We start from the raw sequence: 19,808 nt of genomic DNA on the forward strand, positions 1-19,808 counted from the left end.
TCTTTTTCGAATTGCGGCGCGCTCCGGTTTTCACGACAGTCCCGCCCCCGGCGCGGTCGGCCGGCGGGAGGTGAGGGCGGATGGTCGGCGATCTCGGGGCAGGGTTCGCGAGCTGGATCGGCAACGGCGGAGCGGTGCTCGCGGGGGGCCTGCTCGTGCTCTGCATGGGGCTGTGGGCCACCGCCGTCGTGCCGGAGGTCGTGACCGCGCTGCTGTTCTTCGCGCTCGCCATGCTGCTCGGCCTCGGCGCCCCGGCGGTGGTCTTCTCGGGCTTCGCCTCCTCCGCCTTCTGGCTGGTGCTGTCGGGCATGGTGGTCGGGCAGGCGATGACCGAGACGGGGCTCGGGGCGCGGCTCGCCCGCTCGCTCAGCGGGCGGCTGTCGGGCTCCTATGCGCGCTTCATCGCCGGGCTGGTGGCGCTGTCCTTCCTGCTCTCCTTCGTGATGCCCTCGAACCTCGGGCGCATCGCGCTGCTGGTGCCGGTGGTGCTGGCGCTCTGCGACGGATTCGGCCTGGCGCCCGGCCGGCCGGGACGCGTCGGCGCGGTGCTCGCGGTGGGCATCGCCACGCCGGTCCTGTCGGCGGCGATCCTGCCCGCCAACGTGCCGAACCTCGTCATGGCCGGCACGGCCGAGGGCCGCTACGGGCTCCACCTCGCCTATCTGCCCTATCTCTGGCTGCACGCGCCGGTGCTGGCGCTGGTCAAGGGCGCGCTCCTCGCCTGGCTCGCCGTCAGGCTCTTCCCCGACCGGCTGGAGGCGCGCGGGCCGGACGCGGCGACGGCGGCAACGCCCCTCTCGGCGGCGGAAGGGCGCCTGTCGGCGATCCTGCTCGCGACCCTGGCGCTCTGGGTGACGGACAGCCTCCACCACATCGCGCCCGCCTGGGTGGGGCTCTCGGCCGCGGTGATCTGCCTGATGCCGCGCATCGGCGTGATCCCGCCGGAGTCCTTCGCCAAGGTGAACCTGCGGACCTGCTTCTACATCGCCGGGCTGCTCGGGCTCACCGCCGTGGTCTCGGAGACCGGGCTCGGGGCGGTGCTCGGGCGGGCGCTGCTGGCGGTGGCGCCCCTCGAGCCGGGACACGACGCGCGCAACTTCGCGGTGCTGACCCTCATCGCCACGGCGCTGGCCTTCGCGGTGACGGCGAACGGCGCGCCGGCCCTCTATACGGCCATCGCGGGCGAGCTCTCGCGCGCCAGCGGGCTCGACATCATGAGCGTGGTGATGGTGCAGGTCGTCGGCTACGCGACGCTGTTCCTGCCCTATCAGGCCCCGCCCATCGTCTTCGCCAGCGATCTCGGCAAGGTCGGGCTCGCCGACGCGACCCGACTCACCGCCGCCACCGGGCTCGCGTCGCTCTTGATCTGCGCGCCGCTGGACTACCTGTGGTGGCGCGGACTCGGGCTGCTGTCGTGACAGAACGGCCGCGCTGTCAGGTGCGGGCACAAGGAGCCGTGCCGCATTGCGGCATTGCGGGTTGCACCGCTCCGCTCTAGCCCTACGACCTTAGACACACTCCAATTCGCGACTGCGCCTTCACCGAGCCTCGAGGATCCCGCCACGATGGCACCCACCGCAAGACCGACCGTCGCCTCCCCGCTCTCGCCCCATCTCCAGATCTACCGCTGGACCTGGACGATGGCGATGTCGGTGGTCCACCGCGCCACCGGCTGCGCCCTCTACGGGGGCACCGCGCTGGTGGCGATCTGGCTGCTGGCGCTGGCCTCCGGGCCGGCCGCCTATGGCTGGGCGGCCTGGTTCTTCGGCTCGCTTCCGGGCAAGCTGGTGCTGTTCGTCTACACCTGGGTGCTGCTGCACCACATGCTCGGGGGCCTGCGCCATTTCGTCTGGGACGCCGGCATCGGCTTCGAGCGCGCCCGGCGCATGGGGCTCGCCCGCCTGACCCTCGTCGCCTCCACGGCGCTCACCCTCGCGATCTGGGCGGTCGCCCTGATCGCGCGCTGACGGAACCGGGAGAGATCGCCATGGCCGGAAACAGCCAAACCTCCATCCGCACCCCGCGCGCCCGCGTCCGGGGCCTCGGCGCCGCCGGCCACGGGGCCGGGCACTGGTGGATCCAGCGCGTCACGGCCGCCGCCAACGTGCCCCTGATGATCGCCTTCGTGATCGTCGTGGCGATGATGGCCGGGCGGCCCTACCCGGAGGCGGCCGCGCTCGTCGCCAACCCGCTGGTGGCGGTGATCCTGATCCTCGCCGTGGTCTCGGTCTGCATCCACATGCGGCTCGGCATGCAGGTGGTGATCGAGGACTACCTCCACGATCACGTCCTGAAATACGCGGCGCTGCTCGCCAACACCTTCTACGCCGTCGCGGTCGCGGCCGCCTGCCTCTACGCGATCCTGCGCGTCGGGCTCAGGGCTCTCGGCTGACCCCGCGCGAAAACCTCTCCAAGGGACATCACCCCATGGCCGCAAACGGATCGAACGGAACGCGTCCGTCCTACACGATCAACGACCATACCTTCGACGTGGTCATCGTCGGGGCGGGCGGCGCCGGGCTTCGCGCCACGGTGGGCTGCTCCCAGGCGGGCCTGCGCACCGCCTGCATCACCAAGGTCTTCCCGACGCGCTCGCACACGGTGGCGGCGCAGGGGGGCATCTCGGCCTCGCTCGGCAACATGGGCCCCGACGACTGGCGCTGGCACATGTACGACACCGTGAAGGGGTCGGACTGGCTCGGCGACCAAGACGCCATCGAGTACCTCGTTCGGAACGCCCCGGCCGCCGTCTACGAGCTGGAGCACTGGGGCGTGCCCTTCTCGAGGACCGAGGAAGGCAAGATCTACCAGCGGCCCTTCGGCGGCATGACCACCGACTACGGCAAGGGCACGGCCCAGCGCACCTGCGCGGCGGCCGACCGCACGGGGCACGCCATGCTCCACACCCTCTACGGGCAGGCGGTGAAGAACCAGACGAACTTCTTCATCGAGTATTTCGCCCTCGACCTCATCATGGACGAGGAGGGCCGCTGCCGGGGCGTCATCGCCCTCGATCAGGCGACCGGCGAGATCCACCGCTTCCGCGCGCAGATGGTGGTGCTCGCCACCGGCGGCTACGGCCGCTCCTACTTCTCCGCGACCTCGGCCCATACCTGCACCGGCGACGGCAACGCCATGGTGCTGCGCGCCGGCCTGCCGTTGCAGGACATGGAGTTCGTGCAGTTCCACCCGACCGGCATCTACGGCGCCGGCTGCCTCATCACGGAAGGCGCGCGAGGGGAGGGCGGCTACCTCACCAATTCCGAGGGCGAGCGCTTCATGGAGCGCTACGCGCCGAGCGCGAAAGACCTCGCCTCACGCGACGTGGTCTCGCGCTCGATGACCATGGAGATCCGGGCCGGGCGCGGCGTCGGCAAGGGCGGCGACCACATCTTCCTGCATCTCGACCACCTGGATCCGAAGATCCTGCACGAGCGCCTGCCCGGCATCTCGGAATCGGCCAAGATCTTCGCCGGCGTCGACGTCACCCGCGAGCCGATCCCGGTGCTGCCCACCGTGCACTACAACATGGGCGGCATCCCCACGAACTATCACGGCGAGGTGCTGACGCTCCGCGACGGCAACCCCGACACCGTGGTGCCGGGCCTGATGGCCATCGGCGAGGCGGCCTGCGTCTCCGTGCACGGCGCCAATCGTCTGGGCTCGAACTCGCTCATCGACCTCGTGGTGTTCGGCCGCGCGGCGGGCCAGCGCTGCGCCGAGATCGTCGAGGCGGGCGGGCGCCAGCCGGAGCTGCCCAAGGGCTCGGCCGACAAGGCCCTCGGCCGGCTCGACCGCTTCCGCTACGCCGACGGCGGCACGCCGACGGCAGAGCTGCGCCTCGACATGCAGAAGACCATGCAGAACAACTGCGCCGTCTTCCGCACCGGCGAGGTGCTGGAAGAGGGCAAGGGCCTGATCCACAAGGTCTGGAACGCCGCCGCCGACATCCGCGTCACCGACCGCTCGCTGATCTGGAACACCGATCTCCTCGAGACGCTCGAGTTCGACAACCTCATCGGCCAGGCCGTGGTCACGATGGAATCGGCGGCCAACCGCAAGGAGAGCCGCGGGGCGCATGCTCGCGAGGACTTCCCCGACCGCAACGACAAGGAGTGGATGAAGCACACCCTCTCCTGGCTCGACGAGACCTCGCATCGGGTCACGATCGATTACCGTCCGGTCCACACCTACACGATGTCGAACGAGATCCAGTACATCGAGCCGAAGGCGCGGGTGTACTGATGCCGCTTCGCCTCGCGAGGATCGGAGCGGCGGCCGTGGCGATGCTCGGGGCGGCTCCCGCCTCGGCCGCCGGCCCCGCCGCCGATCCCTGCGGGGCGGCCGCCGCCCAACGCTTCGTCGGCCGCCCCGTCGAGGAGGCGCGCGCCGCTCTCACGCCCGGCCCGGACACCCGCATCGCCTGCGAGGAATGCCCGGTGACCTTCGATTTCCGGCCGAACCGCCTGACCGTCCGCTTCGCGCGGGACGGCCGCGTGACCTCGGCATCCTGCATCAACTGACGCGAGCGCCATGGCCGAGTTTGCACTCCCCAAAAACTCCCGCATCACCGAGGGCAAGTCCTGGCCCGCGACGACGGGAGCCAAGAACCTCCAGGAGTTCCGCATCTACCGCTGGAACCCCGACGACGGGCAGAACCCGCGCATCGACACCTATCAGGTCGACCGCGACGATTGCGGGCCGATGGTCCTCGACGCCCTGCTCTGGATCAAGAACAAGATCGATCCGACGCTGGTCTTCCGGCGCTCCTGCCGGGAGGGCATCTGCGGCTCCTGCGCCATGAACATCGAGGGCCAGAACACGCTCGCCTGCACCATGGGCATCGACGAGTGCCGCGAGCATCTCAAGGCCAAGACCGGCGCGGTGAAGATCTACCCGCTGCCGCACATGCCGGTGCTGAAGGACCTCGTCCCGGACCTGACGAACTTCTTCGCCCAGCACGCCTCCGTCGAGCCCTGGCTCCAGACCGACACGCCGGCCCCCGAGCGCGAGTGGAAGCAGACGCCGGAGGACCGCGCCCAGCTCGACGGGCTCTACGAGTGCATCCTGTGCGCCTGTTGCACCACCTCCTGCCCGAGCTACTGGTGGAACGGCGACAAGTTCTTAGGGCCGGCGGCGCTGCTCCAGGCCTATCGCTGGCTGATCGACAGCCGCGACGAGGGCACGGGCGGGCGCCTCGACGCCCTGCACGATCCCTTCCGGCTGTATCGCTGCCACACGATCATGAACTGCGCCAACACCTGCCCGAAGAGCCTCAACCCGGCGAAGGCCATCGCCGAGATCAAGAAGATGATGGTCTTCCGCGAGGTCTGAGGACGGCCTCCGGGGCCGGTGCGGCGCGCCGGCCACACTCGGCCCGAAAGGCGGCTCCCGCCGCGCTTGCCGCCCGCACCGCCTTGCGGGCAGCGCAATTCCCCCCGAGGCAGTCCGCCGAAGCTGCTCCGGGCATCGAGCCTGCCGGGAGCGCGCGAGGGGAAGTGTTGTCCATGCCGCGTCCGTTGCTGTCGACCGCCGCCGTCATCGCGCTCGCCGCGAGCCTCGGCGCCTGCGCCTCCTCGCGCCTCGAGGGCCCGAGCCGCCGGGCGGGGCCCCAGGTCGCAATGGTCGAGCCAGTGACGCCGCTGCCCTCGGGGACCGTCACGACCGCCCCGCTGGCGCCGCCGCCCGGCGTCGCGGCGGCCCCGGACGGGGCGCCCCCCTCCGCGCCGGGCGCCGTCGCCGTGGCCCCCGGCACCGCCGTGATCGCCGAGCCCGTGGTGCCCCCCGCCCCGCCGCCGCCGGTGGTGACGACGGGCCGCTCCTCGGTGGTCGGCTCCTGGAACGCGCGCGACGCCACGGGCGGCACCTGCAAGGTCTCGCTGTCGAGCGCCCCGGCCCTCGACCTCTACAAGGCCACCGCCTCGGGCTGCCCGAACAAGGATCTCGCCAAGGTCACGGCCTGGGACTACCGCGACGGCGAGGTCTATCTCTACCAGCCCGGCGGCACGGTGGCCGGGCGCCTGCGCCAGGCCGGCGGCAGCCTCGAGGGCGCCCTGTCGAAGTCCGGCGCGTCCCTGGCGCTCGCGCGATGAGCCGACACCTCATGGGGCATCGCCCCGTGAGGTCCGATGCGCGCGCGGGCCGCGCGTGAGCCCCGCCGGCGAAGCGCCCCGGCAGGCGGGGGCCTATCCCGCCGCCCTCGGCGGCATGACGGTGCTCGCCGTCGCGATGGGCATCGGCCGCTTCGTCTACACCCCGATCCTGCCGGCGATGCAGGAGGCGCTCGGCCTCTCGGGCAGCGCCGCCGGGTTGATCGCAGCGGCGAATTTCGTCGGCTATCTTCTCGGCGCGCTGCTGGTGGCGCTGCCCGGCCTGCCGGGCCGGCGCCGGACCTGGATGTTCGGCGCGCTGCTGGCCAGCGCGCTCACCACGGGGGCGATGGGCCTCGCCGACGGCCTTGCCGCCTTCGCGGTGCTGCGCTTCCTCAGCGGTGTCGCCAGCGCCCTGGCCTTCGTCTTCGGCGCGGCCCTCGTCCTCGACCAGCTCGCCGCGCGCGGGCGCCCCGGCCTCTCGGCCCTGTATTTCGCGGGCCCCGGCATCGGCATCGCGCTCTCCGGGATCCTGGTGCCGGCGCTGGAGATGGCGGGCGTCGGCTGGCACGGCCTCTGGTTCGCCTGCGGGCTGGCGAGCCTCGCGGGGCTCGGCGTGGCGGCCCTGCTGATCCCTTCGGACGAGCCCGGCGCGGCGCGGGCGAGGGCGGCCGATCGCGGCGACGGGCGGCCGCTCGGCCCGCTGATCCTGTCCTACGGATTGTTCGGCTTCGGCTATGTCATCACCGCGACCTTCCTGGTGGCCATCGCCCGCGCCGATCCGGCGCTGCGCAGCTTCGAGCCGGCGCTGTGGCTCAGCGTCGGGCTGGCCTCCGCGCCCTCGGTCTTCCTCTGGCGCGCCGCCGCCCGGCGGATCGGGACGCTGGCCGCCTACGCCCTCGCCTGCGGGGTCGAGGCGGTCGGCGTCGCGGCGAGCGTGCTGTGGCCGTCCTGGGCGGGCGTGCTTCTCGCGGCGGTGCTGCTCGGGGGCACCTTCGTGCCGCTGACGGCGCTGGGCTTCGACGCCGCGCGGGTCCGGGCGGGCGGCGCGGCCCGGCCGCTCGCCCTGATGACCGCGAGCTTCGGGGTCGGGCAGGTGATCGGCCCCGTGGTCGGCGGCCTGATGCGGGACGCCTTCGGCAGCTACCGGGCGCCGAGCCTCGTCGCCGTCGCCTTCCTGGTGACGGCGGGCCTGATCGTGCTCGCCGAGATCAGGCGCGCTTAGAGCCGCATCCGATAGCACTGCGACGGATCGCGTCTCCAAGTTCCTGTCTTGAAGCTCCTGTCGTGCCGCGCACGCGCGCGCCGAACCGGCATCCCCTTCGGCGGAGGGCGCTCAAGGGTTCACCCGCAACCCGAACAGGACGGTGTTGTCCGAAAAGCTCGATCCGGCCGAGGAGCTGTTGATCTCCTGATAGATGTAGGAGCCGCGGAAGGTCAGCCAGCGGTTGAAGCGGTAGTCGAGCCGGGCGGTGGCGGAGAAGCCGGTCTCCTTGATGCGCGCGCCCTGGTAGTCGTTGCTGAGCAGCGCCCCGCCCAGCGTGATCGAGAGGTTGCGCAGCAGGTCGTGCTGCACCTCCAGCGTCACGGCGTCGGTGAGGACGCCGCTCGACCCGGCGACGGAGGTCTCGGTCACGCCGGTGACGGCGTTGAAGCGGACCGTGGTGAGCGGGCTCGCCGACCAGATCAGCGCGGCGTTGACGAGCGGCGCGTCGATGGCCTTGAGGGTCGGGTCGACATAGCTGCGGTGCTGGATCCCGGCCGAGACCTCGCCGGTAAGGAAGCGGGTCAGCGCGAAGGAGGCGCCCGCCGTGATCGCGACCCCGTCCGAGTCGCGGCGCACGCCGTTCTGGTCGCGCCGGCTGTCGTAGATGCGTGTGTCGGCGAGCAGATCGACGAAGGGCGTGACGACGGGCGAGATCTCGTAGGCCGTGCGCAGGCGCAAGGAGTACTGGTTCATGTTGCGGTCGCTCTGGATCACGGTCTGACCGTTGGAGAGCCGCGCGTCCTCGAATTCCGAGCGGTCGACGGAGCCGCGCAGGGACACCTGCAACCGGTTGAAGCTCTGCGTCGCGCCCACCGAGGTGCCGTAGGTGGCCACGATCGGCCGGCTGACCACGGCAGCCTGGAGATCGGGGCTGCCGGCGCGCTGGGTGTCCACCAGGAAGCGGCCCTCGACGTCGAACCGGAGGTCGCGGTTGGCGTCGAGGCGCAGGCGCACGCTGCCGGCCCCGTTGGGGCGGCTCGCCTGATCGGTCTCGGGAAAGCTCGAATAGCCGCCGCGCAATTCGCCCGCGAGCTCGTGCGCAGACCAGTCCGAGCGGAAGGCGACCTCGCCCTCGCTGCGCAGCGCCGCCGAGCCCTTCGCCGCGCGGGGCGTCGTCTGGTCGGGGTTCGAATCGTAGCCGACGAACTGCGTGAAGGCCGGCAGCACCGTGAAGCTGCCGAGCCTCAGCCCGAGGGGCGCGTAGGCGCTGTCGACGGGTGCCGGCCGGCGCAGCGCATTGCCGAGCAGCGCGCCGGGGGTGATGAGGCCCAGCGTCGACGCCGCGACGGGGAGCGGCACGCCGACCACCGGCGCCTGCACCACCGGCGAGAGCCTCAGCGCCGTGGGGGAGACCTGCGTGGCCTCGCGGGTGATGCGCCGGGTCGACAATCCGATGCGGCGCGGAGGAGCGGCGCGCAGGCGCAGCAGGCTCGTCGGCGCCGTGTTGGCGCTGCCGGCCCCGCCCGTGCGCGCGCCGCCGGAGCGGACCTGCGTGTCGAGCCCGCTCAGTTGCGCGCCCGAGAGCCCGGCGCCCGAGAGCCCGCTGCGCAGGCCGGGAGGAGGGGGATCGCCGGAGGCCGCATCGCCTCCGCCGGAATTCGCGCGCAGCGCCGGCAGGCCGTTGCTCCCCTGGACCTGTCCACGGCCGGGATTGCCGGGCAACGGCGCGGTGGCATCGAAGCCGGGGGACTGGGCAAGGGCGGGCAGAGGGGCGAGCGCGGCCCCGACGGCGAGGACGAATAAGGGGCGGGCGAGCAGGGAGAGGGCGGGCACGGCGCGGGCCGCCTCGAATCCCCTCGCGCTCGGCCCAAGCCCCTTCACCGACGGTCGTCTCCCGGACGGGCCGGCGACAAGCCGGGGAGCGGCCTTCGACCCATGGTTAACGGATCTATGCCGGACGTGGTTAATGGGCCGTCAACGCGGGGCGCGCCCGGTCCCGTCTCCGGCCCCGTTGCCACCACATTCGCCGGCCAAGGACGGCGCCGAAGAGACGGACACTGGCGCCGGACCAGGGAGACGACCGGGCATGGCTCTCGCACAGCGGGTCGAGGACGCGGATCGAGGAGAGGCGCATCACGCCCCGGCGGTGGCCTCGGCCCTGCGCACCATCGGCACCGAGCGCGACGGCCTCGCCTGCCTGATGGAGGCGGTCGGCAACGGCCTGGGAGACGCCTTCACAGCGGCGGTCGCCCTGATCTCCGGGGCGCGCGGGCGGGTCATTCTCACCGGCATGGGCAAGTCCGGCCATATCGGCCGCAAGATCGCGGCGACGATGGCCTCCACCGGCACGCCGGCCCTCTACGTCCATCCGGCCGAGGCCAGCCACGGCGACCTCGGCATGGTGCAGCCGGAGGACGTGGTGGTGGCCCTCTCCTGGTCGGGCGAGACCACCGAGCTCGCCGACATCATCGGCTACGCCCGGCGCTACCGGGTCGGCCTCGTGGCGATCACCTCCAACACCGGCTCGACGCTGGGCCGGGAGGCGGATGTCTGCCTGACGCTACCGAAGGCCAGGGAAGCCTGTCCCAACGGGCTGGCGCCGACCACCTCCACCGCCATGCAGCTCGCCCTCGGCGACGCCCTCGCCGTGGCGCTGCTCGAAGCGCGCGGCTTCTCGGCCCGCGAGTTCGGCATCTACCATCCCGGCGGCCGGCTCGGCGCCTCCCTGCGCCAGGTCCGCGAGGTCATGCATGGGGGCGGCCAGATGCCGGTGGTCCCGCGCGGCACGCCCATGCGCGCGGCCATCGCCGAGATCGACGCCAAGGGCTTCGGCTCGGTGCTGGTCGTAGAGGCGGACGGACGGCTCGCGGGCATCGTCACCGACGGCGACATCCGCCGCAACATCTTCCGCAACGACCTCGACGCCCTCAACGTCGAGGCGGTGATGAGCACGAAGCCCCGCACGGTCGGGCCCGAGACCCTGCTCGCCAAGGCGCTCGAGATCCAGGAGAGCATGAAGATCACCGCCCTCGTCGTGGTCGAGGACGGGCGCCCGGTGGGGCTGCTGCACTACCACGACCTGCTGCGCTCGGGCGTCGCCTGAGGACAGGCCGGAAGGGGTCCGCCGGCCCGATTCCGGGCCTCGCGCGCGGGCGGCGGATCGCCCGCCGGGTGCGCCCGCGCACCGTCCTGCATCCGCTTTCCGGCGAAGGTCGCGCCAACAAAAAAGCGCGCCGGCTTTGAGGCGGCGCGCTGAAGTCTGAGGTTGCACACGCATCCGGGCGACCGGATGCGGCCCGCCCACCTGGCGCTCTTGAATACACTTCGTAAATAGGTTTCCGGCGGCGGATGATCACGTTCCCGCGGACGTGTCACCGGGCCGCAACAAAACGCCGCATGCCGCGCCATGGCCTGGCGCTTGCGGGCTCGTGCGGTACGCGATGGATCGACACCGTATCGGTGTTTATAGTCGCGCGCCATCCTCTCGCGCCCAATCAGGCAATGTTCATGCCGCACCGCCCGGTCCGCCGCCTCGACGCGGTGCTCGTCGACCGGATCGCGGCCGGCGAGGTGGTCGAGCGGCCGGCCTCCGCCGTCAAGGAACTGGTCGAGAACGCCGTCGACGCCGGCGCGGGCAGCATCGAGATCGGCATCGAGGCAGGCGGCCGCCGGCTGATCCGCGTCGTCGACGACGGCGCCGGCATGAGCCCTGAGGATCTGGCGCTCGCGGTCGAGCGCCACGCCACCTCCAAGCTGCCCGAGGGGGATCTCGCGCGCATAGACTCCCTCGGCTTTCGCGGCGAGGCCCTGCCCTCCATCGGCGCCGTGGCGCGGCTCTCCATCGTGAGCCGCACGGCCGATGCCGAGAGCGGCGCCGGCCTCACCGTGGATGCCGGCCGCAAGGGCGAGGTCCGTCCGGCGCCGGCCGCGCGCGGCACCCGCGTCGAGGTCGCGGATCTCTTCTCCGCCACCCCCGCGCGGCTCAAGTTCCTGAAGTCGGACCGGGCCGAGACCGCCGCCGTCGCCGACATCGTCCGCCGGCTGGCGCTGGCCAAGCCCGGCATCCGCTTCAGCCTGAGGAGCGACGGAGGCACGCCCCTCGTCTTTCCCGCCGAGATGGGCGAGAGTCCGGACGCGGTGCTGCGCCGGCTCTCCGCCGTGCTGGGGGCGGAGTTCTCCGCCAACGCGCTGCCCGTGGAGATGGCCCGCGAGGGCTTCTCGCTCTCGGGCTTCACCGGCCTGCCGACCTATCACCGGGGGGCGGGGACCCATATCCATTTCAGCGTCAACGGCCGCCCGGTGCGCGACCGGCTGTTGCTCTCGGCGGTGCGCGGCGCCTATGCCGACACCATGGCCTCCGACCGGCACCCGGTGCTGGGGCTGTCGATCGCCTGCGATCCCGGCCTCGTCGACGTCAACGTGCATCCGGCGAAGACGGAGGTACGCTTCCGCGATCCGGGGCTGGTGCGCGCGCTGGTGGTCAGCGCCATCCACGACGCCCTGCGCCGGGGGGGCGCCCGCTCTGCGACCACCGGCGCCGCCCGGACCCTGGAGGCCCTGCGGCCCGCAGCCTTTTCCGGGGCGGGATGGTCGGGGCCGCATCGCGAGGGCGCACGCTTCAGCCCTGGCCTGCCCTCGGTCGGCGCGCCGGCCGGCTTCCGGGGGATGCGCGAGGATCGGCAGGGCCTGGACGATCGGCTCGGCCTGGGGGAGGGCGCGCAGGCGCGTTTCGAGGATGCGCTCGCCCCGCCCTCCGCCGATATCCGCGCCCAGGGCGAGGAGGACGGGCTCGACGGCGCGCCGCTCGGGGCCGCCCGCGCCCAGCTCCACGAGACCTACATCCTCGCCCAGACCCGCGACGGCATCGTGCTGGTGGACCAGCACGCGGCGCATGAGCGCCTCGTCTACGAGCGGCTGAAGCGCGAGCGGGCGGCCGGCGGCATCCCGCGCCAGGGGCTGCTGATCCCCGACGTGGTCGAGATGGCCCCCGCGGACGCCGCCCGGCTCGTCGCCGCCGCCCCCGATCTCGACCGGCTCGGCCTCTCGCTCGAAGCCTTCGGGCCCGGCGCCGTGCTGGTGCGCGCGGTGCCGTCAGCGCTGTCGGGGGCCTCCGCCAAGGCCCTCGTCGCCGACATCCTCGACGCGCTGGACGAGAGCGGCGCGGAGGAGGGCACCGCCTCGGAGGAGGGCGGACCGCTGGCCCGCCGCCTCGACGCGATCCTCTCGCGCATGAGCTGCCACGGCTCGATCCGGGCCGGGCGGCGGCTGCGGCCCGAGGAGATGAACGCGCTGCTGCGCGAGATGGAGGCGACGCCGCTCTCGGGCTCGTGCAACCACGGCCGCCCGACCTTCGTGGAGCTGAAGCTCTCCGACATCGAGCGCCTGTTCGGGCGGCGCTGAGGGGAGGGTATCGTTCCGGGCGAGGGGGCGAAGCCCGGCACTCCGGACAGGCGGGCCCGCCGCAGTCCTTGAAACAACCGTGCCAATGGCAGATAACAATGGCGTGGGATCCAAGCACCGTGACGTTCGAGTTCCGAGAGGACGGGCTCTCGGACGACACCGTCGTGACGGTTCGGATCATCACTCCGCACGGCATCGTGCATGTGATGGCCGAAGTGCGGGAAGTCGGTGGCGGGTTGCGGCTTTCCGGGCTGCACATCCACTCCGACACGGGCAGGAACACCCTGGGTCACGCCAGGCTGCGCCAGTTGGCGCAATGGGCTCTCAAGGAGACCGGCTACGATGAAATCGTCGTTGAAGGAGCGGCTCGGACGTCTGGGGCCAATCCGGGACGTACCCCGCGTCGCCTCAGGTTCACCCTTGATCCTGTCCCTGAGCCCGAACCGGACGGCGCGGGAGGTCCTGACGGTCCCGGCGACGCTGGCCCTGGCTAAGCGGGGCCTGACTCTCCTGAAGGCGAAGCGGGTGATCGAGGAGATGCTCGACAAGGGGCGCGCCGTCGCCCGCGTGCCGACGGTCGAGGACGAGGGTGCCATGGCCCGTGAACTGGGCGAGGCCGGCTGCCGCGCGTCCCGACTGGATCGTCCGGAGGTCGACGTTCGCGCCCTGCGCGAGCGTCTCGGATTGACCCAGGAGCAGTTCGCTCTTCGCTATGCCCTGGATGTCGATACGCTCAGGAACTGGGAGAGCAAGAGGCGGCATCCGGATGCGGCGGCCCTCGCCTATCTCGGCGTGATCGCCAGCCTGCCCGAGCAGGTGAGCATGGTGCTGGAGCGGCCATTGGCGTCCGCGCAGGCGCCAAAGGCGGAACCGCTTCGATAGCGGGCGATGGCGGTCGGCGCGATCGCAGGACAACCGGCTGGGGACATGAGCGTGGCGGACGGCAACCTCTTCGCGGACCTGCCGGCTTCCGCGCCGGACGAGATCGTCGGCCTCCTCGCGGCGGGGCGGGGCGTGCGGATCGAGCGCATCGTCTCGACGGGGCAGGCGAGCCCGCCGAGCTTCTGGTACGACCAGCCCCAGGCCGAATGGGTCGTCCTGCTGTCGGGCTCGGCCGTGCTGCGCTTCGCCGACGAGCCAGGCCCGAGGGCGCTGAACCCCGGCGACCACCTCTTCATCGCCCCCCGCCGCCGGCACCGGATCGAGGCCACCGACGCGAACCGGGCGACGGTCTGGCTCGCGGCGCATTTCGACGCCGATCAGCCTTCCGCGTAGCGGGCGATCGCCACCACCGTCTCGCCGTAGCTCCGCCGCTCCAGTTCGGAGAAGGCCGGCGGCAGGACGAGGGCGGCGCTCGCGGCCTCCTCGACGATCACCAGCGCGTCCGGCGAGAGCCAGCCTCCGGCGGCGGCCGAGACGAGGGCGCGCGGGGCGAGGTCGCGCCCGTAGGGCGGATCGCAGAAGACGAGATCGAAGCGGCCGCTCGGGCCGGAGGCACCGAGCTTTCCGGCGTCGCGCCGGAACAGGCGCGTCGCGCCCTCCAGGCCCAGCGCCTCGATGTTCTCGCGGATGAGCGCGCGCGCCTCCGATCCCTCGTCCACGAGGAGCGCGTAGGCCGCCCCGCGCGAGATCGCCTCGAAGCTCAGAGCCCCGGTGCCGGCGAAGAGATCGAGCACACGCGCCCCGTCGACGGCGTCGGCATAGGCATGCGCGAGCACGTTGAAGAGCGCCTCGCGCAGCCGGTCGGAGGTCGGACGGATCGCGTCCGTGCGCGGCCCCGCGAGCCGGCGCCCCTTGAGGGCGCCGCCGACGATCCTCACGGGATCCGCCTAGCGGCCGGCGCGGGGCGGACGCCCGCCCCCGGAGCGGCCGCCGGAACCGCCCGGCCGACTCGGGCCCCCGGTGCGTCCCGATCCGCCGGGCGGACGGCCGCCGCCGCCACTGCGCGGGCGCTCGCCCTGATCGCGCGGGCCCTTGAAGCCGCCGGACTTGAACCCGCCTCCCTTGGAAGCGCCTGCTCCGGCCGCTCCCTTGAAGCCGGGCTTGCCGCCGCCGCGATAGCCGCCTTCCTTGCCGGAACCGGCGCGATCGTCGCGGCCGGAGCCCGCCCGATCGCCCTCGGAGCGCGGTCCCGCCGAACGTCCGGGCTTGGCCCCGCCGAAGGGCTTCTCACCGAAGGACCTGCCGCCGCCGCCGGACGGCTTGTCGGACGAGCGGAAGGGCCGGGCCGCCGGGCGCCCGCCTTCCGCGCGCTCGCCGCCGGCATCGCGCGAGCGGACCGGAGGGCGGGACGGACGCTCGCCGGAGGAGGCGCCGCGCGAAGGCCGCTCCTCGCGCGCGCCGCTCCGGGGCATGTCCCCGCCGCGCGGGGCCTCGTCGCCGCTCTTGCGGAAACGGGTGCGGCGATGGGGCTCCGCCACGGGTTCGGGGGGGCTCGCCTTCAGGCGCTCCACCACCACCCGGCGCTCGCCGGTCTTGATCGCGCCGACGCGCTCGCGGCCACGCTCGGCCGCCACGGCGCGCTCGGCCTTCGGATCGGCGCCCCGGCGCGGGGGCTTGGACGGCCGCACGAACCCGGCCGCCGCCTCGGTCTCGTCGGCGGAGCGCCAGACCGAACGGCGCGGGCCGGGGCCGGCGCCGCCGGTGGGCACGCGCGCGGGCTTGGCCGGAGCGGCGGGGGCGCCGCGCGGCCGGCGATCGCCGGAGGGCGCGTCGCGGCGCTGCCGGGCGGGAGGCGCCTCGGACCCGCGGGCGGCGGCCTTCGGCGAGCCGAACGGGGCGACGGGCTCGCGCACGGCGCTGTCGAAATCGACGCCCGCCGCCTCGGAGAGGCTGCGGCCGAGCTGCTCCTTCAGCACCTTGGTGCGCACCTCCTCGACGAGGCCGACCTCCAGCTCCCCGAGCTGGAACGGCCCGAAGGACAGGCGGATCAGCCGGTTCACCGAGAGCCCGAGATGCTCGAGGATGCGCTTGACCTCGCGGTTCTTGCCCTCGCGCAGGCCGAGGGTGATCCAGAGGTTGTCGCCCTGCACGCGGTCGAGGGTCGCCTCGACGGGCCCGTATTCCATGTCGTCGACGGTGACGCCCTTGCGCAGGCGGTCGAGCTCGACCTGCGTGGTCTCGCCATGCGCGCGCACCCGGTAGCGGCGCAGCCAGCCGGTGTCGGGATGGGCGATGACCTTGGCGAGGCCGCCGTCGTTGGTCAGCAGCAGCAGCCCCTCGGTGTTGATGTCGAGCCGGCCCACCGCCACCACGCGGGGCATCTCCTCGGGCAGCGCCTCGAACACGGTCTGGCGCCCTTCCGGGTCGCGGGCCGTGGTGACGAGGCCGCGCGGCTTGTGGAAGATCCAGAGCCGGGTGCGCTCGCGCGCCGGCAGCGGCTCGCCGTCGACGGTGATGCGGTCGGATTCGGTGACGTTGAGCGCGGGCGAGTCGATCACCGCGCCGTTGAGGGTGACGCGGCCCTCGCGGATCATCTCCTCGGCGTCGCGGCGGGAGGCGATGCCGGCCCGCGCGATGGCCTTGGCGATGCGCTCGCCCTCGAAGGTCTCGGGGGCCGCCGTTTCGGGAGCCGCCACGGTATCCTCGGGCTCCTCCCCGGACGAGGCCGCGGACCCGGCGAGGTCGCCGTCGGCGGGATGCGGCGCGGCCTCGCTCTCGGCAACCGGCGCGGCCTTCACGGGCCGGGCCGGGGCCTTGCGCTTGGGCGGCGCCTTCCCGGCGGGGGCCTGCTCGTGCGTCGTCGCGTCGGTGGCCGGGGACCACGGCTGCGAGGACGAGGGGGTATCGGCCGGCTCGTCCGGCGGCGCGCCGGCGCCGGTCTCAGTCATGTCGCTCATGCGCGCCCCATACCAGAGCGGGTGGACGGGCGCGAGGAGCCTCGGCCGCCGGAACGGAAAAAGGCGGCCCCGAGGGGGGGGCCGCCTCGTCCGCTCGTGGCGAGGATGAGTTCGTCAGAGTCGCGGGGCGCGCCCGCGCATCGCCCCGAACACCGCCGAGATGACGAACAGCGCGATGGCCACGAAGAAGACGATCTTGGCGGCTTCCACGGCCGTGCCGGCGATGCCGCCGAAGCCGAGCAGCGCCGCGACCAGCGCGACGACGAGGAAGGTGATGGCCCAACCGATCATGATGCTCTCCGCTCTGCTGCGATGAGAATTTGCGCGACGGCCGGGCCGGACACTTCGGTCCTGCCCGGCGCGGAGGCCGCTCAGAGGCCGGTCTTGTCCTTGATGACGTCCTTGGTCTCGCCGACCTTCTTCTGGGCGTCGCCCTTCAGTTCCTGAGCCTTGCCCTCGGCCTCGAGCTTCTCGTTGCCCGTCATCTTGCCGACGCCCTGCTTGACGTTGCCGGCAGCTTCGTTGGCGAGGCCCTTGATCTTGTCCGTGGTGCTGCTCATGGCGACTTGTCCTTCGTTTCTTCTGCGGCGGCGCCGCTTCGTGGGACAGAAACAGCCGACCCGCGCGGAATGTTCCGGGATTTTACATGCCCGCGCGGCGGAACCCGGAGCGATCGGGCAGGGCGACGTTTCCGCCGAAGCGCCGAGCGCCTGGAGTATGTCCAGGAGAAGTGGGTCCCGGTTCTCCGTCCGGACAGACGGGAGAACGAAGGACCGAGAGTCTGTCGGGTGCTTCTGAAAGCGCCCGACAGACTCTAGAAGCGTGGACGTGTCCGCCCCGCCGCCTCCCTTCGATCCCTTGGGCCTCGCCTTCGATCAGGCCCGCCGCGCCGCCGCCGCCGGGGAGGTGCCGGTGGGCGCGGTCGTCGTCCGCGACGGGGTGCTGCTGGCGGCCGCCGGCAACAGCCCGCGCGCCTCGCGGGATCCGACGGCGCATGCGGAGATCCTCGCCATCCGCGCGGCCTGCGCGGCGGTCGGCGACGAGCGCCTGACGGGCTGCGATCTCTACGTGACCCTGGAGCCATGCCCGATGTGCGCGGGGGCGATCGCGCTGGCGCGCATCCGGCGCCTCTACTTCGCGGCCTTCGACCCGAAAGGCGGGGGGGTCGAGCACGGGGCGCGGGTCTTCAACCAGCCCACCTGCCACCACGCGCCGGAGGTCTACGGGGGCCTGCGCGAGGCGGAAGCCGGGGAGATGCTGCGCGCGTTCTTTCGCGACAGGCGGGACTGAGTCACCGCCACCGGAAGCAAGGCGCGCCCTCACCCGCGTCGGCGGCAAGCGCGACCGCGCGCCGCCGCCCATGCGGCGAACGCCGCCGGCCCGAGAATCGGGCCGGCGGCCACCAAACTCAGGCCGCCGCGCCCGGACCGTGGGCGGTGTAGGACTTCACCAGGCCGAGCGCCCGCTCGCTGGCGATGGTCGCCCCCGGCAGCAGGGCGGCCACGTCGCGGCGGGTGAGCAGGTGCACCTCGTCGAAATAGGCGTCCATCTTCTCGCGGGTCGGGCGGTTCATCAGCGCCCAGACCCCCAGCGGCACGAAGCGGCGGCCGAGCGCGCGCGGCATCCAGTGCAGGGCCGGGAAGACGAAATGCGGCTCGATGGGGAAGGCGTAGGCTGGCGTCTGGACGAAGTAGTATTTCGCCACCCGGCGGATCTCCCGGCAGAGCTGCTCGCGCTGGTCGAGGGGAACGTGCTCGATCACCGAGTTGCAGATCACCACGTCGAAATGGCCGTCCGGGTAGGGGATGTGCTGGCCGTCGTAGAGCACGACCTTGAGGTCGTCGAAGCCGCCGGTATGGCTGCGCGACTGGCCGTCGTCGGCGACGTTGAGGAGGGTCAGGTCGGAGGGCACGAGGTCCTTCGGCATCGCCTCCCAGAAATGGCGCGAGCCGCCGAGATCGCAGACCCTGAGGCGCGACAGGTCGGGCTGGAGGCTGCGGTAGAGGGCGCTGCGGCCCCGGCGGAAATGGCCGGAAATCGTGCCGACGAAGCGGATCCAGGCGGACATGCGGTCTTTCCCGAAAGGCCGGGGCGCCTCGCCTCGCGCGGGACGGCCCTCGATATCCCGCACTGTACAGCAAGCGGTGAACCAGCCGTTTCCGGCCCGGCGCGGCACGGCTTTTTCCGTTTCGCCCCGGCGCTGTCCCGATTCGGGGCGGGTCAGCCGGCGAGGAAGGGCGCCAGCGCGGCGAGCACGGCCTCGGGGTTCTCCTCCGCCATGAAATGCCCGGAGGCGATCTGCGCGCCCTCGGCCTTCGGCGCGAAGGTCCGCCGCCAGGCGGCGAGCGCCGTCTCGGGCTTGTCCCTGTCGAGATAGGCGTCGCTCGCCAGCACCAGGACCGGCATCGCCAGGATGCGCCCGGCGGAGAGGTCGGCGGCGTCCGCCGCGCGGTCGGGACCGGCCCCGGCCCGGTAGTCCTCGCACATGGCATGGACGCGCTCGGGCACGCCCCAGGCCTGCCGGTAGAGACGCAGCGCGCGGGGATCGAAGGCCGAGAGGTCGCCGCGCCCCGACCAGAGCCGCATGAGCCCCTCGAAATAGGCGTCCGCGTCCCGGCCGATCTCCGTCTCCGGGCCTGGGGCCGGCTCGGCCAGGAAGCGCCAATGCGCGTTCAGGCCGGGATGCGCCTCGATGCGCTCCCACTGGACGAGGGTCGGCACCACGTCGAGGAGGGCGAGGCGCGAGACCCGGCCCGGCTCGTCGAGGGCGAGCCGGTAGGCGACGCGCGCCCCCCGGTCGTGCCCGGCGATCGCGAAATGGACATGCCCGAGCTGTTCCATCAGCGCGACGGCCTCGCGGCCGAGGGTCCGCTTGGAATAGGTGTCGTGGGCGGCATCGCCCTCCGGGGCCGAGGACCAGCCGTAGCCCTTCAGGTCGAGGCAGATCACCCGGCGGTCGCGGGCCAGGGCCGGGGCGAGGCGGTGCCACATCGCGTGGCTCTCGGGGAAGCCGTGCAGCAGCAGGAGCGGGGGCGCGTCGGGCGATCCGCCGGCCCGCGCGAAGGCGCGGCCCCAGGGGCCGTCGATCCAGAGGGATTCGAAACCCGGAAACAGGTCCTGGTCCATGCGTCCTCAAGCTCCCGTTCGGCAGAATCACTTTGTACACTATCATGCACTTGAGCGCGAACAACCGCGCGGGAACGATCACCTGATAGAAGTTGCGGAAAGTCTTTCTTTATCAAGACGGGCCGCCGCCTTCCAGGGATCGAAGTT

At 72.6% G+C, this 19,808-nt stretch carries 20 protein-coding genes; 13 read left to right on the top strand and 7 right to left on the bottom strand.

The annotated features are described in order from the left end of the window. Positions 1–164: 164 nt before the first annotated feature. From ACP56T_RS12190 to ACP56T_RS12225, 8 genes are all read left to right on the top strand, one after another. Complete coding sequence (locus ACP56T_RS12190; RefSeq protein ID WP_430912452.1) at positions 165–1,418, top strand: SLC13 family permease; 1,254 nt, start codon at positions 165–167, stop codon at positions 1,416–1,418. Positions 1,419–1,565: 147 nt separating this feature from the next. Further along, positions 1,566–1,967: a succinate dehydrogenase, cytochrome b556 subunit gene (sdhC, locus tag ACP56T_RS12195; protein ID WP_430912383.1), complete on the top strand. Its 402-nt coding sequence runs from the start codon at positions 1,566–1,568 to the stop codon at positions 1,965–1,967. 20 nt (positions 1,968–1,987) lie between these two features. Then, entirely contained in the window at positions 1,988–2,392 is a 405-nt protein-coding gene (sdhD, locus tag ACP56T_RS12200) for a succinate dehydrogenase, hydrophobic membrane anchor protein (protein WP_430912384.1), read from the top strand. A 35-nt stretch (positions 2,393–2,427) separates the two neighbouring features. Then, positions 2,428–4,245 (top strand): succinate dehydrogenase flavoprotein subunit, encoded by a 1,818-nt coding sequence (gene sdhA, locus ACP56T_RS12205; protein ID WP_430912385.1) that lies wholly within the window; start codon positions 2,428–2,430, stop codon positions 4,243–4,245. Then, complete coding sequence (locus tag ACP56T_RS12210) at positions 4,245–4,523, top strand: hypothetical protein (RefSeq protein WP_430912386.1); 279 nt, start codon at positions 4,245–4,247, stop codon at positions 4,521–4,523. The genes sdhA and ACP56T_RS12210 overlap by 1 nt, the downstream gene beginning before the upstream one ends. A gap of 10 nt (positions 4,524–4,533) precedes the next feature. Next, complete coding sequence (locus tag ACP56T_RS12215) at positions 4,534–5,334, top strand: succinate dehydrogenase iron-sulfur subunit (protein ID WP_430912387.1); 801 nt, start codon at positions 4,534–4,536, stop codon at positions 5,332–5,334. A gap of 173 nt (positions 5,335–5,507) precedes the next feature. Continuing rightward, entirely contained in the window at positions 5,508–6,092 is a 585-nt protein-coding gene (locus ACP56T_RS12220) for an AprI/Inh family metalloprotease inhibitor (RefSeq protein ID WP_430912388.1), read from the top strand. A gap of 55 nt (positions 6,093–6,147) precedes the next feature. Continuing rightward, positions 6,148–7,314: a YbfB/YjiJ family MFS transporter gene (locus ACP56T_RS12225; RefSeq protein ID WP_430912389.1), complete on the top strand. Its 1,167-nt coding sequence runs from the start codon at positions 6,148–6,150 to the stop codon at positions 7,312–7,314. A gap of 111 nt (positions 7,315–7,425) precedes the next feature. Here ACP56T_RS12225 and ACP56T_RS12230 read toward each other — a convergent pair whose 3' ends face one another. Then, positions 7,426–9,129, bottom strand: a complete 1,704-nt coding sequence (locus ACP56T_RS12230) for an outer membrane beta-barrel protein (RefSeq protein ID WP_430912453.1) — start codon at positions 9,127–9,129, stop codon at positions 7,426–7,428. A gap of 253 nt (positions 9,130–9,382) precedes the next feature. Between ACP56T_RS12230 and ACP56T_RS12235 the strand changes: the two genes are divergently transcribed. From ACP56T_RS12235 to ACP56T_RS12250, 4 genes are all read left to right on the top strand, one after another. Next, positions 9,383–10,399 (top strand): KpsF/GutQ family sugar-phosphate isomerase, encoded by a 1,017-nt coding sequence (locus tag ACP56T_RS12235; RefSeq protein WP_430912390.1) that lies wholly within the window; start codon positions 9,383–9,385, stop codon positions 10,397–10,399. 404 nt (positions 10,400–10,803) lie between these two features. Beyond that, the gene (gene mutL, locus ACP56T_RS12240) at positions 10,804–12,696 is read left to right on the top strand and encodes a DNA mismatch repair endonuclease MutL (RefSeq protein WP_430912391.1); all 1,893 of its coding nucleotides are present in this window, start codon (positions 10,804–10,806) and stop codon (positions 12,694–12,696) included. Between the two features lie 342 nt (positions 12,697–13,038). Then, the gene (locus ACP56T_RS12245) at positions 13,039–13,578 is read left to right on the top strand and encodes a helix-turn-helix domain-containing protein (RefSeq protein ID WP_430912392.1); all 540 of its coding nucleotides are present in this window, start codon (positions 13,039–13,041) and stop codon (positions 13,576–13,578) included. Positions 13,579–13,623: 45 nt separating this feature from the next. After that, positions 13,624–13,971, top strand: a complete 348-nt coding sequence (locus tag ACP56T_RS12250) for a cupin domain-containing protein (protein ID WP_430912393.1) — start codon at positions 13,624–13,626, stop codon at positions 13,969–13,971. Here ACP56T_RS12250 and rsmD read toward each other — a convergent pair. From rsmD to ACP56T_RS12270, 4 genes are all read right to left on the bottom strand, one after another. Continuing rightward, positions 13,956–14,516 (bottom strand): 16S rRNA (guanine(966)-N(2))-methyltransferase RsmD, encoded by a 561-nt coding sequence (gene rsmD / locus ACP56T_RS12255; protein ID WP_430912394.1) that lies wholly within the window; start codon positions 14,514–14,516, stop codon positions 13,956–13,958. The two genes, ACP56T_RS12250 and rsmD, sit on opposite strands and share 16 nt — an antisense overlap. 9 nt (positions 14,517–14,525) lie before the next feature. Then, a complete protein-coding gene (locus ACP56T_RS12260; protein WP_430912395.1) occupies positions 14,526–16,535 on the bottom strand; it encodes a pseudouridine synthase in 2,010 nt (669 codons plus the stop codon). 114 nt (positions 16,536–16,649) lie between these two features. Beyond that, positions 16,650–16,826, bottom strand: coding sequence for a DUF1328 domain-containing protein (locus ACP56T_RS12265; protein WP_430912396.1), 177 nt, complete (start codon positions 16,824–16,826; stop codon positions 16,650–16,652). A gap of 80 nt (positions 16,827–16,906) precedes the next feature. Next, complete coding sequence (locus ACP56T_RS12270) at positions 16,907–17,095, bottom strand: CsbD family protein (protein ID WP_430912397.1); 189 nt, start codon at positions 17,093–17,095, stop codon at positions 16,907–16,909. Positions 17,096–17,363: 268 nt separating this feature from the next. On the opposite strand from ACP56T_RS12270, the gene ACP56T_RS12275 reads away from it, so the two are divergent. Further along, complete coding sequence (locus tag ACP56T_RS12275; protein ID WP_430912398.1) at positions 17,364–17,825, top strand: nucleoside deaminase; 462 nt, start codon at positions 17,364–17,366, stop codon at positions 17,823–17,825. 118 nt (positions 17,826–17,943) lie between these two features. On the opposite strand, the gene ACP56T_RS12280 is transcribed toward ACP56T_RS12275, so the two are convergent. Beyond that, positions 17,944–18,603, bottom strand: a complete 660-nt coding sequence (locus ACP56T_RS12280) for a class I SAM-dependent methyltransferase (RefSeq protein WP_430912399.1) — start codon at positions 18,601–18,603, stop codon at positions 17,944–17,946. Between the two features lie 152 nt (positions 18,604–18,755). Beyond that, positions 18,756–19,661 (bottom strand): alpha/beta fold hydrolase, encoded by a 906-nt coding sequence (locus ACP56T_RS12285; protein ID WP_430912400.1) that lies wholly within the window; start codon positions 19,659–19,661, stop codon positions 18,756–18,758. Positions 19,662–19,808 lie beyond the last annotated feature (147 nt).

Source organism: Methylobacterium endophyticum (assembly GCF_050591105.1).
GTDB lineage: Bacteria > Pseudomonadota > Alphaproteobacteria > Rhizobiales > Beijerinckiaceae > Methylobacterium.

Coding starts and splice junctions, on each gene's coding strand:
- ACP56T_RS12190 (WP_430912452.1), top strand. CDS start 165: ATGGGGCTGTGGGCCACCGCCGTCGTGCCGGAGGTCGTGACCGCGCTG.
- sdhC (WP_430912383.1), top strand. CDS start 1,566: ATGGCACCCACCGCAAGACCGACCGTCGCCTCCCCGCTCTCGCCCCAT.
- sdhD (WP_430912384.1), top strand. CDS start 1,988: ATGGCCGGAAACAGCCAAACCTCCATCCGCACCCCGCGCGCCCGCGTC.
- sdhA (WP_430912385.1), top strand. CDS start 2,428: ATGGCCGCAAACGGATCGAACGGAACGCGTCCGTCCTACACGATCAAC.
- ACP56T_RS12210 (WP_430912386.1), top strand. CDS start 4,245: ATGCCGCTTCGCCTCGCGAGGATCGGAGCGGCGGCCGTGGCGATGCTC.
- ACP56T_RS12215 (WP_430912387.1), top strand. CDS start 4,534: ATGGCCGAGTTTGCACTCCCCAAAAACTCCCGCATCACCGAGGGCAAG.
- ACP56T_RS12220 (WP_430912388.1), top strand. CDS start 5,508: ATGCCGCGTCCGTTGCTGTCGACCGCCGCCGTCATCGCGCTCGCCGCG.
- ACP56T_RS12235 (WP_430912390.1), top strand. CDS start 9,383: ATGGCTCTCGCACAGCGGGTCGAGGACGCGGATCGAGGAGAGGCGCAT.
- mutL (WP_430912391.1), top strand. CDS start 10,804: ATGCCGCACCGCCCGGTCCGCCGCCTCGACGCGGTGCTCGTCGACCGG.
- ACP56T_RS12245 (WP_430912392.1), top strand. CDS start 13,039: ATGAAATCGTCGTTGAAGGAGCGGCTCGGACGTCTGGGGCCAATCCGG.
- ACP56T_RS12250 (WP_430912393.1), top strand. CDS start 13,624: ATGAGCGTGGCGGACGGCAACCTCTTCGCGGACCTGCCGGCTTCCGCG.
- ACP56T_RS12260 (WP_430912395.1), bottom strand. CDS start 16,535: ATGAGCGACATGACTGAGACCGGCGCCGGCGCGCCGCCGGACGAGCCG.
- ACP56T_RS12265 (WP_430912396.1), bottom strand. CDS start 16,826: ATGATCGGTTGGGCCATCACCTTCCTCGTCGTCGCGCTGGTCGCGGCG.
- ACP56T_RS12270 (WP_430912397.1), bottom strand. CDS start 17,095: ATGAGCAGCACCACGGACAAGATCAAGGGCCTCGCCAACGAAGCTGCC.
- ACP56T_RS12280 (WP_430912399.1), bottom strand. CDS start 18,603: ATGTCCGCCTGGATCCGCTTCGTCGGCACGATTTCCGGCCATTTCCGC.
- ACP56T_RS12285 (WP_430912400.1), bottom strand. CDS start 19,661: ATGGACCAGGACCTGTTTCCGGGTTTCGAATCCCTCTGGATCGACGGC.